A 12,772-nucleotide genomic window follows, 5' to 3' on the forward strand; every position below is an offset into this window, starting at 1 on the left:
AATTATGATCAAGAAAATCTACTTGTTGGCACTGCTCCTGTGGCCGGGCCTCACCTTCGCCGGCTTTGCCGTTGTCGAAGAAGCGCCGAAGTCGGCCACACCGCCGGCGGCGGCGAAAGGATCCGGCCCAGCTGCCAACGTTGCCGCCACGTCTCAAGACAAATTCCTGTCGACGATCGAGCTTGTTGCGGTCAACTACGTGGGATCGCCTGACAAGGAGATTGAAACGCGCAACGGCTTCGGGCGCGATGTGCGCCTGGTCGACGCGTACAAACAGATTGTGCCGGCCGGATGGAGTGTCCTCTTTTCCGACAGTCTGGCGGGGAAACTCGATAAGCGCATGGTGACCTGGCGCGGTGGCCGACGCTGGGTCGAGATCCTGGACATCGTGTCCAACGACCAAAACCTCTCCGTCGACGTGATCTGGGCGCGTAAGCAGATCGTCGTTCAGGAACGCCGCGTGACAACTTCGTCAGTCACCCGGGCAGCGCCGCCACCGACACCCGTATGGATCGGTCGCAGTGGTGCCACGCTGCGCGAGACCGTTGCTGAATGGGCTCAGAAAGCTGGTTGGGAAATGCGCTGGCTGCAAGACGATCTTGACTACCGCCTCCCTGGCCGACTCACCTACGAGGGAACGTTCGAGAACGCCATCATCAGCATCTTCCGGACCTACGAAGATGCGGATCGCCCGATGCATGCCGACGGCAATCCCAAACAGAAGCTGCTCCTGATCAGAGAGAGGAAGAAGTAAGCCATGGAGAACATCCGTACCGTATTTGCGGCGGCGATCTTGCTGCTGGTGGCTGGCTGCGGAAGCATCCAGAACGTCAATGACACGATGCAGCGCGGTGACGACACTGCGTCGCAAGGCCGCCAGCTGGCAGAAGCCATGCGCCAGCAGAAGGCAGCGGCCCCGCGCCCCGCAGTCGTGTTCAGTGACGAGCAGCTGGTCGACCTGCGCCCGATGCCTATCGCCAAGCAGCGGCGCAGCGCCGATTCGCTTAACTGCAACGGCATGTCGACGGTCACCTACGCGCCGGCGACATCAATCGATATTCTGGAGTTCGGCCAGCAGATCACCAAACTCTGCGGGTTCTCCGTGCGTGTCACTGCTGATGCGCTTGCCGCCGTGAGCGGGCAGATCAACACGACCGGCATGGGAGGCGCTGCAGGATCGAATACCCAAGGTCAGTTTCCCGCTCCTGGTCAACCGCTGCCGAACTTGCCGGCGCTGCCCGGCAACGTGCAGGGCTCTGGGGCGCGGGGCATCGGCGCACAAGGCTTCGGAGGTATGTCGTCCAACTATGCCAATGGCCTGATCAACAATCTCCGCTGGGACAATAAGCCGGTTGAGGGTCTGTTCGACGTGGTGACCTCGCGTCTGGGCCTGAGCTGGAAGAAAGTTGATGGTGTCGTGACCATCTTCTATCTGGATACTCGCACTTTCCACATCTACGCGGTACCAGGCGGTGCGGACACCACATCCGTTGTGCAGTCGGGCACCACTACCGCGGCCGGTGTGTCTGGCGGGATCTCCGGTTCGACTGGCGGCGCAGGCGGTGGTGTCTCCGGTTCGTCTGGTAGCACTCAAACGACGACGGTGACCAATAAAACAGCGATCACGGACGACATCATCGCCAACATCAAATCGATGCTGACGCCGAACGTGGGCCGTATCTCGGAACCGCCGAAGAGCTCGGCTAATTCAGGTGGCGGTTTTTCGACCGGTGCGGTGACGATCACCGACACCCCAGAGGTTCTGGACCGCGTCGCCATCTACCTGAAGAGTGAGAACGAAAATATCACCAAGCAGGTTTTGTTGAACGTCAAAGTCCTGTCGGTCACGTTGACCGACAAGGACAGCCTGGGCATCGACTGGACGCTCGTCTACAAGTCGGTGAGCGGATACGGATTGGGTCTGAAGAATCAGTTTACCGGAGACACCAACGCCGTGAGCGGTACCGTCAGCATTCTCGATAACGCTACCGGCGGTGCCGGCCGCTTCGCCGGATCCAGCCTGATCGTTCAGGCGCTGGCGCAGCAAGGCCGCGTGTCGACCGTTACGTCGCCGTCCGTTACGACGCTGAACCTGCAGCCAGTGCCCGTGCAGGTGGCGCGTCAAACCAGCTACCTAGCGAGTGTGCAGACGACGAGCACTGCCCAAGTGGGTTCGACGACCTCGCTGACGCCCGGCACCGTGACGACTGGCTTCAACATGAATCTGCTGCCCGTGGTCATGCCCGACAGCAATCTACTGCTTCAATACTCGATCAATCTCAGCGCTCTGCAGCGACTGCGTCAGGTGAGCAGCGGTGGCAACACCATCGAGATCCCGGAGGTCGACAATCGCATCTTCTCGCAGAAGGTGCGTCTGAAGTCGGGTGAAACCCTTGTGCTGTCGGGATTCGAGCAGTCGATCGATAACGGCAATCGTCAAGGTATCGGCAAAGCAGACTTCTGGCTGTTGGGTGGAGGTGTTGGCACCGACAACCGCCGCGACGTGATTGTCGTGCTGATTACTCCTGTGATCCAGGACTAGGCGATGGAAGAAAGCATCCTTCGGGCGGGATCTGCAGCGGCGGCCACGATCACCCAGGTCAATGGGAAGCAATTCGTCTCTGGTTTGTTCTGGCAGCCGCTGTCGCGCCCCCGCGCGTTCATGAAAGAAGCGCGCGAGATTGGCAAGCGTGAAAAGATGGATATCGTTGCGATCCGTCGCGGGACGATTATGCAGGCCGGGTTCGTCGCAAAGAATCAAGGCGTCATGAAGGGGATGTACAGTATGGCCGCGGCATTGGCCGGCGTGCTGGGCCGGTCGTGGATCGGCGTGTTTCAGCTGACCGCCGACACATATGCGATGGTTGCTGTTCAAGATGGAGCCATCCTGCCTGGTTGTGACCTTGTCGGATCTAAGCAGGCCATTTACGACAAGATGCTCGCCACTTATAGCCTGTTCCCGAAACAATGGGACAAGGTCTACTGTCCGACAGACTTCAACTACGGTGGCGAGGAACTCGCCATTGACAAGGTTCTTACCGCCAACGTTTTGCAGAAGGCATACCGCCTCAAGCAGCTGACGTTAGGTATGACGACACGTGAGCTGGTGATCGCGGTCGTTTTTCTGGCATTACTTCTGGGCGGCGCTGTCAGCTATTACCAATGGCGAAAGCACGTCGCCAAGCTTGCCGTTGCAGAGAAAATTCGGCGTGATCAGGCTCGTCAGCAGGAGTTGGCGCGCCTGAATGCCAGTTCGAAGAAGCCGCAGGCAGAGGTGGCTTTGGATCATCCCTGGTCCAAGCTGGCTACGCCGGAAGAATTTTCCCGAGGCTGTACCGGCGCTGTAGATGCTATGCCGCTGGTGATTGAGGGTTGGGCCTTCGACGCAGCGACCTGCAATGGCAAGAGCGCAGTCTCGACCTACAAGCGTGGTGAGAACGCGACCGTATCGCAGTTTGTCGACGCTGTGCGTAAGCGCTACGGCACTGAGCCGGCCATCTTCTCCAACGGGGACGCTGGCCTGGTTACGGTCGATGTGAAGCTGCAGTCCGGCGGCGACGAACCACTGGAGCCGGCGGATCTGCGTTTGGCGAGGGTGACTTCGCATCTCCAATCTGTGCGCATCAAGCTGGAGATCAAGGAAACGAAGGTCACCGTGTCGCAGCCGGCGACGCTGCCCGGGCAAGAAGCTAACACGCCGCAGGCTCCGATGACCAATCCGTGGCGGAAGTTCGGCTTCTCATTTCAGACCGAATTCCCGCCAAGACAAACCTGGTTCGGCTTCGATGGCCGCGGCGTGCGCCTGACCGAGATCAAGACCACGATCAAAGATCCTGAATCGAACCCGTCCCTCAGCTGGGACACAGTAGGAGAACTCTATGCGCAATAAGGCGATTTTCACCATGCTGGTGGGCGTCCTGGTGTCCGGTGTGGCTATGGCAGAGGCAACCGTTGGCGACCTGTCCCAAATTCAGGGAGACACGATCATTCTCCGTGCGAAGGCCAACCGCGCGGCCGCGCAACAGGACCTGGACGCAAAGGCGCGTGGAGGCCTTCCGAGTTACGCTGGGGCGGATAGCGAGGCCCCAGTTGTGAAGGCCGTGTATGGCGCTGGCAAGCAGCTGTATGCGACGTTCCTGTATGGGTCTGGGGTGGTGATGGACGCAAAGGCTGGTGACACCATCCTGGGTGGGTTCAAGGTCGTCTCGGTCGCAGTCGAGAAGGTGGAGTTAAGCAAGGATGGAATGAAGGTGCAGGTCGGCTACTCCGCCAGTGCTCCAACTCGCGCGCCGGTCGCTCAAGGCGCACAAGGAGCTCAGCCAACCTTGTTCGCACCGCCGCCAACGGCCCGCCCGCAGTAATTCGCCTGGTAAATCATCTCATGGGATCGATGACCGAAATGGATCGTGCAACTGTACCTGCTGCCTCCCGGGCACTGAAGGTTCTGACCGGCGACGGAGGGCGATTTGAGGTGCCTCCGAACATGCGTGAAATGCTTTGCTTTACGGATGAAGGCACGTTGTACCTCTCGCAGTCGCACGAGACCAATCTTCATGTGCTCGGTTTTCGCGAGCGCCTGACCAGAAATTCGATTCCTTTTCGGGTGGAGCTCACGTCGCTCAGCTCGATTAAGGAGCTGTATGCAACAAATTCGGGAGGCGGAAACGCCAATGGTTCGCTCTCGAAGAACGTCTCGGTACGCGGTGCTGACGTGGCGACCCACCGCCAGACAGAAGTCGTCCGGCTCTTCAAAGACGCCGTGGAGCTGGGCGCGAGTGACATCCACTTCATCGTGGACGACAAGCGATGCCTTGTGCGATTCCGGATCAATGGTGATCTGGAGACACAGAAAGAGCTGTTGGCTCAGGACGGCAAGGACCTGTGCGGCACCATCTACCAGTCTATGTGCGATGTGGCGGACTCCACGTATAACCCGTACAAATCACAGGACGCGCGGGTCAAGCGCGACTTCCTGAAGCAATGCGGACTGTTCGGCGCTCGTGTTGCGACCCGGCCGACGGACAGAGGCAATCTGATGGTGCTTCGACTCCTTTACGACAATAGCCGAGGCAATAAGTTGACGCTGGAAAATGCCGGCTATCTGCCAGAGCAGAGAGCGCAGATTCGCCGCATGCGTCAGCGTACCACCGGCATCAACGTCTTTTCCGGACCTACCGGATCCGGCAAGTCGACTACGCTTGAACGTGTCTTGTCCGAGCTGCTCGCAGCCTTCGACAACAAGATCCACCTGCTGACGATCGAGGATCCTCCGGAATACGCAATTGCTGGCGCGATTCAGACGCCGATGATGTGCGACAAAGACGACGACGAGGCTATCTCTCGTGAATGGGCACGATCAATCTCGAATTCGCTTCGCCTGGATCCCGATGTGATGATGGTTGGTGAAATGCGTGACCTGGCGTCTGCAGTCGCCGCCTTCCGCGCGGCAATGACCGGCCACGGCGTGTGGACGACTCTGCACGCCAATGATGTGATGTCGATTCTTGAGCGTCTGCGCGACATCGGTGTCGAGGTCAGTCTTCTCACCGATCCAGCACTCATTACGGGCCTGATCAACCAGTGGCTGGTCCGCAAGATCTGTCCCGAATGCGCGAAGGATTATGTGGCGAATCGCCACACGGTGCCGGAAGACCTTGCTGATCGAATCGACCACTTTTGCGATCCATCCAAAGTGCGCTTGAAAGGTGATGGCTGCAAGGAGTGCAAGGGCACTGGGATCAGCGGACGAACGGTTATCGCTGAAGTCGTCGTTCCAACGATGGGCCTGATGACTGTCTTCAAGCAGCATGGCAAGTCCGAGGCCCGGTCGTACTGGGTAAAGCATATGCACGGCATCACAAAGAACCGCCATCTGATCCAGCGAATCAACGAGGGTCTGGTCGATCCGGCGCACGGTGAGCGCGATGTATGTGCCCTGGATGAAGACATCATCACACTTGGAGATGGAAATGACGGCTGATGGCTTGCTCGAATGGGTGGATGACAAGTTCATCCAGATCCAGTTCGGCGCTGGCGCACGTATCGAATTCTATGAGGAGCTGTCGATTCTGCTGGAAAATCGCGTGCTTCTTAGCGATGCGCTCAAGGAGATGTACACCATTGCGAGTAAGGAGGGTGCGAACCCGCGCGTGCCGCGTGCTGTGGTCATCTACGAATGCATGCTGGCTGTGGGTGAAGGCTATCCGCTATCGCATGCATTGCGAAAGTGGGCGACTTATCAGGAGGTTTCGCTCATCGAGGCCGGCGAGCGGTCGGACAATCTCATCGAGGCCTTTCAGGATGCAATCAAAATCATCACGGCCAAGCAGCAAATTCTCGGCGCTGCGCTAAGCGCAACGATCTACCCGACGATTCTTATCGGCCTGCTTTTCTTTCTGCTGAAACTGATCTCCACCTCGTTGATCCCGAAACTGGCGAAATCGACGAAGCCAGAAACTTGGGAGGGGGCGGCGCAGCTGCTCTACCAGATTTCATTGTTCGTCACGAAATACGGAACCGCTGCGGCCGTGATCCTGGTCACGCTGATTATTCTGATCGCGATTTCTATGCCCTATCTGCGTGGCCCGGTGAGGATCCAACTGGACAGATTGCCCCCGTGGTCGATCTATCGGATGCTGCACGGCGCAACATTCCTGCTCAATGTTGCAGTCATGATCCGGGCGGGCATCAAGCTGCAGGAGGCGCTTGAGATGTTGGCGGCCCATGCAAATCCATGGTTAAAAGAGCGAATTGAAACAGCGTTATATGGCACCCGGATTGGTGGAAATCTGGGGGTTGCGCTGTACAAAGCTGGATACCAATTCCCAGACCAGCGTGCTGTCGAGTTCCTGATGATCTTGGCGAGCCGTGACGGATTCGATGAAGCCATCAGTCGCTTCGGTGATCGTTGGTTGACCAAGAGCATCAAGAACGTGCAGCGGTTTTCCCGTTTGGCCCTCGGCTCAGGCGTGGTTCTGGTGGGGCTGATGATGCTCCTGATTGTGTCCGGAATGGGCGATATCCAGAACGCAATTCAAATATCCCGGTGACTCACATCATCATTGACAACAAACGGAGTAGAAATGGAAAACATCAATTTGCCCCAGCAGCAGACCTCTCTCTTTAACCACGATTCCCGTCAGAAGCAGCGTGGTATCACAGCGCTGGAGGCGATCGTGGTGATCATCGTTGGCGTTGTGGTATTGGGACTTGCAGCCGCCGCCATCGACCGCCTGTTTGGGAGCAACGACGTAGCGGAAGAGACGAGCAACATCAATTTGCTCAACGTGAATACCAAGCAGCTGAAGACTATCTCTGGCTACGGGGCCGCCAACACAAATCTGACGTCTCAGTTGATAGCAACCAAAGGTATCCCGTCGAACATGACGGTCACCGGCGGCCAGATCTACAACACGTGGGGCGGTACCGTGAACGTGACCTCGAACGGCCCCACCTTTGCTATCTCTTATGGAAGCGTGCCGCAAGATGCATGCATCACGCTCGCGGTGAAGGTGAACCGGGGCGCGTTCGGCAGCGTGCGCGTGAACAGTGGCACGCCGGTAACGGGCGAATACACCTCCGACCAGGCCGCTACGGACTGCGCCAGCACGCCGACCAACTCGGTGACCTATACCACCCTGCGTTAACGGAAAAGGGTAGCTGTCACATGAGCGATGCGCTGCAGGAGATCAATGGTGTTGAATTCGTTGATCTCTATCTTGGAAAGGACTATTCCGACATCAAAGGTCTGGCTGGGACGCACGAGGCGCGCGTCCCAGCCCCTGAAGAATTGAGGGCAGCATTTACAGCACTACGCGAAAAATGTCTTGAGATGTACCAAGGTCATGGCGATCCAGAATTTGCATTGACCATTGGTGCGACGGTTTTTCGGATTACGCAGTACAGCGACGTGAACGCGGAAAGCGTCTTCATTGTCCGGCGCTCTTCGGCGCAGTTGAGACCGTTTGCGTCGCTAGGATTCTCGGCGGCGGTGATGCGGCATCTGCTGAGCAAAGAGCTGAGCGGCCTTGTCCTGGTGGCCGGTGACATGGCAACGGGCAAGACTTCAACGGCAGCGTCTCTCCTAGTATCGCGGTTGGAGGTGCACGGCGGGGTGGCGATGGCGATCGAGGATCCACCGGAGACCTTGCTGAATGGAGTGCACGGCGGAGGCCGATGCATTCAGGTGCCGGCGTCCAGAAAATCGGGCGGCTATAAGGAGCACATGACGCGAGGAATGCGTTCTGGGGTCAACTTCATGCTGATCGGTGAGATTCGGGATGAGGACACAGCCGTCGAAGTCGTGAAGGCCGGCATCAATGGGAACTTGATCGTGGCGACGCAGCACGGTGGAAGCGTTGAACAGGCGATTGAGCGCTTGCACGCCATGTGTTCAGGAAAGCTGGCCAACGCATACGAGATCCTGGCGCAAGGCCTGGCCGCGGTCATTTGGCAGGATCTCGAAAAGGTTGGCAACGTAAGCCGGCTGGTGTTCAAGACCCTCATCTTTGACGATCCCGCTATTCGCACTCGCGTAGCGAAGGGCGAGATCGTGAAATTGGCGCAGGACGTTCTCAACCAGGCCAATCGAACAGCCTGGGGGAATTCAAGTGGAGCATTTAAGTCATGAAACTTCGTTCTCGTCGCTTACAGCGCGGTATCACCGCCCTTGAAGCCATCGTGGTGCTGATCGTCGCGGTCAGCGCGATGGGCATGGCCGGTAGCTACCTTAACGACTATGCGGACCGCCAGGTCGATCAGAGCGCCGCCGATCACAACGAGCGCGTCGTCGACGCCGGCGGCAAGTACATCAAAGACAACTACGCCGCGCTGACTGCGGCGTCGAGCGCGTCCTCACCGGCGATCATCACCGTGCCGATGCTCAAGTCGACGGGGTACTTGTCCACGTCCACGACGGACCTGAGCCCATTCGGCCAGAGCTACTCGATCGCCGTACTGCAGCCGCTGCCGAACAAGCTGGAGACCCTGGTGTTGACCATCGGCGGGGAGACGATCTCTGAGTCGAGCCTGCGGCGGATTGCGCAGTCGCAAGGTGCCCGCGGCGGCTATGTTTCGGCGACGAACCCGGCCATGGCGATCGGCAGCTACGCCGGATGGCAAATGGCGCTGGCTTCTTACGGCATTTCGCCCGGGGCCGGCCACCTGGCCACGTCACTCTTTTTTGAAGACGGCGCGCTGGTAAGCGACTACCTCTATCGAAACGCCGTGGCTGGACATCCTGAGCTCAACAGGATGAACACCGCTATCGATATGAATGGCAACAATCTCAATAATGCTGGCACCGTCAACGCGGTGACGGTGACCGCAACCGGCAATATTACCGCCGGCGGCAACATTACCGCCGCTGGCGAGACCTATACCGGTGGCAATTTCAGGACCAAGGGAGACGGGGGCTGGTACAGCGAAAAATGGAATGGCGGCTGGTACATGAGCGATTCCTCCTGGATCCGGAGCTACGCGGATAAAAACGTCTATACCGGTGGTCAAGTCCAGGCAGGCACCGTTCGATCCAATGGATTGTTGTCATCAGGTACAGATTTGCAGCTGGACGGAATCGCCGTAGAGAACACGGCTTGCCCCCAAATCGGGCGGCAAAGCCGCGACAGTGCTGGTTTGCCACTTTCTTGCCAATCCGATAGCAAATGGCACCGCGTCAGTCCGGCGTTGAAAATGGCCGGAATCGGCGTTCCAGCTGGGGGATGCTTCGACACCGGCAGCTACGTACCCGCATTTATAGCCGTTAATCTCGCGTTCTACGCCGAGTTAGTTTCCAATGGTGGGATCGGACCAGGCGTGCGGTTATACGTTGACGGAGTCATGCAAGATCAATCGGGATTCGACACTGCGACAGATCACGAATATGGACTGAGCGCACTCCGCGCTACAGTATCGCCAGGCTACCACTGCTACAGCTTCATCTACACCAACACCAATGACGCCGTCGGTAGCGCTGCGATCATCAGCTACCATTGATCAGGCTTTGCCATCAAGTGGCGGCACTTTAGCTTGTCGCGGTACCTCATCGAAAGTAAAAATGCTCTATGCGGGGATACCGGCGAGTGGCTATTTCTCGCTCCTGGATTACCTCCCGGCCGCTGACCAAGCGACTGCGTCCGGTGTGAATGTGATAGTCCGAATCACCACTGGTGAGCATTTATCCTCCCAGTTGTACACAACCAATACTTGCAAATGCGCCAGTATTGTCGGACGAACTTGTGCCTGACACGATCCACGTGCCGCTTCCCCCATCTCGATAGACCTGAATATTCTCGCCGCCGCCTGCCCACTTGCCGCCGACGTGGCTAATCGCGCAGAACCACTGGTTGTAAGAGAGTCCGGTCCCATACGTACCGTAGCCGTTGTACCAGTCGAACCATGCGTAGTTTTTGATGCCGGCGGAGCTTGCTTTCCAGAGCAATCCGCCGCCACTTGATTGGCAAGCCTATATTCCTTTGTCATCTGCCAGAGCAAATAGCGAACGCTAGAGCCCCTTGCCCACCTGAGGGGGCGCCATTATTAGGCATCGAGCACGCAAGGTACCCTGGCAGGGACGCCCAGATTGAAGGAGTATTGGAACCGTCACACTGTCCACCTGACCAAATTAATGACGTCCCTTGAGGGCACTCAACACTAGACGCGGCAAGATAAGTCGAAGAGTTCTTCGCATACCACGGGGACCATACCGGACTTTGAATCACTACCAAGTTGTTGCTTAAGGCGCCTCGCGTCCATTTGCCATCGGATTGGCAAGGTGGTCAGTTGCCGCAAGTGGCTACAGCGACCAAACATCTTTAGAGTTTTAAGCAGCTCCTGGTAATAACACCATTACCTGTGTTGAACCCAAAACTCCAATAACCATTCGGACACGAAGTGGCAGGATCATACCCTTGGCACGGCCAATACGATCCTCCTGCATGCCATCCACACATCGTGCCCGACAATACTGGTTCACCTGGTCGAGTCCATGAAATGCCATTGCTAGTGGATTGGCAAGGCGGTCAATCCAGGCATCCAGCGGCACAACTAATGTCATGAGGAACTGATGGATCGGCAGTGAGCGAAAGCACCCAGTCCCCCCCCGGTGCTCCATTAACACTGCAAGTATTTGACTGCTCAGCAAAATCATTCTGCACTGATTGTAGGGCGCAGAACTGATGCCGGCCCAGGGGAGCTAACAACCAACCTTTTCCTGTTAGGCCGTATGTGCCGCCATTGCGGATCCCACTTTTCCAGAGAAATCCGCCGCCACTTGTTGGTTGGCAAAGAGGTCGGGCGCTAAATGCCACCTTCCTTTGCGACTCATCAAAAAATTAAGTCGCAACAGCAATTTCGGCCACATCGTCCTCGATCGATACCGGATTCACCATCACGAGATCTTCATCAGACACGTCCTCCAAATACTGGTCAGGTAATGGGGGCTTTTTGCCCTGCATGCGCAAGGTGCACAGTCTTCGAAGGAGCGCATCACTTGCAAGTGCCGCGGCTTCCTCCTCAGATCTCGCTCGAACCTGGAGATTGTCAAAATCTAAGATCCTCACCAGAAATGCCTCGGCTTCTCGCTTGACTGCTGCTGGGTAAGGAACAAGCAGCTGGGAGAGAGCCTGTTGTTGCCTGTTGACCGGCCCATCAATCTTCCTGACCAGTTTGCTGATCTGGTGGTGGGTGTAGCGCTTGAGCATGGAAAGGCTTTTGTGGCCGCTAATTGCCGAGATCTCAAGCAAATCGAACGAACCCATCTCCGCGAGTCGTGATATCGCCTCGTGGCGTAGGTCATGGAAGTGAAGATCTTCGATCGCCAGCGCCGTGGTCATGTACCGCCAGGTGCTCTTGATGCCGGCACTGGTGTAGCTGAAGACAGCTCCCTTCGTCTGAACGCCAAGACGCAGCAGCGCATCGCGCGCTCGCAAGCTCAGAGGTACATCGCGCGCTGTTCCGTTCTTTGTCTGAGGCAGGTGCGCGATACGCGTGCGCAGATTGATGTTTTCCCATCTCAACTTAAGGATCTCTCCTTGGCGCATGGCAGTCTCAATCGCGATTGTCACGATCACCTGCAGCTCCGGATTGGGGTGAGCATGTGCATAGCGCATGATCAGTCGTTCTTCCCTCGCGGAGAGACGGCGGATACGTGCAGGCGCAACCTTTGGTTTGCGGACGTTAGAGGTGGGATTGGATTTGCAGTATCCCCATTCGATCCTGCAGATGTCGAAGACACTGGACAGGAGAGACATCTCTAATCGGACAGTGGAGGTAGAAAGCAGTTTGCCTGTCTTCGCATTGACTGTCGCAAGGCGTGCATCGCGATAGGTAGCAATATCGACGCTGGTAATGTCATCGACGTTCATCTCGCCGAGGGATGACCTGGCCAATTGCTCTAGTCTGAATTTTTCAGAAGCATAGCTTCGTTTGAGGATGGATACTTCGCGACGGTAGCGCTCAAGTGCTTTGGTCAGTGTGACTTTTCTCATGCTTAGACTTCCCCATGTTGTCTTCGAATTTGCGGGAAAGCTGAGTCAGTGAAATGCCGAGTGCAGACGAGATAGCTAGGATGCTATCGAAGGATGGCGACATCTTGCCGTTTTCAATGCGGGTCAGAAATGTGCGGTCGACTCCTGCCTCTAACGCGACATCTTCTTGGCTCATACGTCGCCCCAAGCGGAGCTCGCGAATCGTAAGGCCTAAGATAAATGCTGCATGTGGGTTTTTCTTCATACTCTCCCTTGAGAGGGAGGTATTTTCAATGTGCTTATAGTCA

The 12,772-nt window shown here is 57.1% G+C and carries 13 protein-coding genes; 9 read left to right on the forward strand and 4 right to left on the reverse strand.

Annotated features, from left to right (window positions below; genetic code table 11):
- Positions 1-4: 4 nt before the first annotated feature.
- The 9 genes from AC07N6_RS21320 to pilV are packed head-to-tail and all read left to right on the forward strand — an operon-like array spanning position 5 to position 9,993.
- Positions 5-754: a TcpQ domain-containing protein gene (locus AC07N6_RS21320; protein WP_494783599.1), complete on the forward strand. Its 750-nt coding sequence runs from the start codon at positions 5-7 to the stop codon at positions 752-754.
- Between the two features lie 3 nt (positions 755-757).
- The gene (gene pilN / locus AC07N6_RS21325; protein WP_494783598.1) at positions 758-2,542 is read left to right on the forward strand and encodes a PilN family type IVB pilus formation outer membrane protein; all 1,785 of its coding nucleotides are present in this window, start codon (positions 758-760) and stop codon (positions 2,540-2,542) included.
- A 3-nt stretch (positions 2,543-2,545) separates the two neighbouring features.
- Positions 2,546-3,889: a type 4b pilus protein PilO2 gene (gene pilO2 / locus AC07N6_RS21330; protein ID WP_494783597.1), complete on the forward strand. Its 1,344-nt coding sequence runs from the start codon at positions 2,546-2,548 to the stop codon at positions 3,887-3,889.
- Positions 3,879-4,361 (forward strand): type IV pilus biogenesis protein PilP, encoded by a 483-nt coding sequence (pilP, locus tag AC07N6_RS21335; RefSeq protein ID WP_494783596.1) that lies wholly within the window; start codon positions 3,879-3,881, stop codon positions 4,359-4,361. The genes pilO2 and pilP overlap by 11 nt, the downstream gene beginning before the upstream one ends.
- Before the next feature lie 20 nt (positions 4,362-4,381).
- Complete coding sequence (locus AC07N6_RS21340) at positions 4,382-5,980, forward strand: GspE/PulE family protein (protein WP_494783595.1); 1,599 nt, start codon at positions 4,382-4,384, stop codon at positions 5,978-5,980.
- On the forward strand, positions 5,970-7,049 hold the full coding sequence (locus tag AC07N6_RS21345) for a type II secretion system F family protein (protein WP_494783594.1): 1,080 nt from the start codon (positions 5,970-5,972) through the stop codon (positions 7,047-7,049). Before AC07N6_RS21340 ends, AC07N6_RS21345 begins: the two co-directional genes overlap by 11 nt.
- 33 nt (positions 7,050-7,082) lie before the next feature.
- Positions 7,083-7,646 carry a type 4 pilus major pilin gene (locus AC07N6_RS21350; RefSeq protein ID WP_494783593.1) on the forward strand — a complete coding sequence of 188 codons (564 nt, stop codon included), beginning with the start codon at positions 7,083-7,085 and terminating at the stop codon, positions 7,644-7,646.
- Positions 7,647-7,666: 20 nt separating this feature from the next.
- Positions 7,667-8,629 carry an ATPase, T2SS/T4P/T4SS family gene (locus tag AC07N6_RS21355; protein WP_494783592.1) on the forward strand — a complete coding sequence of 321 codons (963 nt, stop codon included), beginning with the start codon at positions 7,667-7,669 and terminating at the stop codon, positions 8,627-8,629.
- On the forward strand, positions 8,626-9,993 hold the full coding sequence (pilV, locus tag AC07N6_RS21360; RefSeq protein ID WP_494786279.1) for a shufflon system plasmid conjugative transfer pilus tip adhesin PilV: 1,368 nt from the start codon (positions 8,626-8,628) through the stop codon (positions 9,991-9,993). Before AC07N6_RS21355 ends, pilV begins: the two co-directional genes overlap by 4 nt.
- Before the next feature lie 181 nt (positions 9,994-10,174).
- On the opposite strand, the gene AC07N6_RS21365 is transcribed toward pilV, so the two are convergent.
- From AC07N6_RS21365 to AC07N6_RS21380, 4 genes are all read right to left on the reverse strand, one after another.
- Positions 10,175-10,438, reverse strand: coding sequence for a hypothetical protein (locus AC07N6_RS21365; RefSeq protein WP_494783861.1), 264 nt, complete (start codon positions 10,436-10,438; stop codon positions 10,175-10,177).
- 381 nt (positions 10,439-10,819) lie between these two features.
- Complete coding sequence (locus AC07N6_RS21370; protein ID WP_494786280.1) at positions 10,820-11,053, reverse strand: hypothetical protein; 234 nt, start codon at positions 11,051-11,053, stop codon at positions 10,820-10,822.
- A 277-nt stretch (positions 11,054-11,330) separates the two neighbouring features.
- Positions 11,331-12,485, reverse strand: a complete 1,155-nt coding sequence (locus AC07N6_RS21375) for a site-specific integrase (protein WP_494783751.1) — start codon at positions 12,483-12,485, stop codon at positions 11,331-11,333.
- Positions 12,454-12,729: a helix-turn-helix domain-containing protein gene (locus AC07N6_RS21380; protein ID WP_494783750.1), complete on the reverse strand. Its 276-nt coding sequence runs from the start codon at positions 12,727-12,729 to the stop codon at positions 12,454-12,456. The genes AC07N6_RS21375 and AC07N6_RS21380 overlap by 32 nt, the downstream gene beginning before the upstream one ends.
- Positions 12,730-12,772 lie beyond the last annotated feature (43 nt).

It is taken from the genome of Herbaspirillum sp. GW821-FHT09A12 (assembly GCF_059418325.1).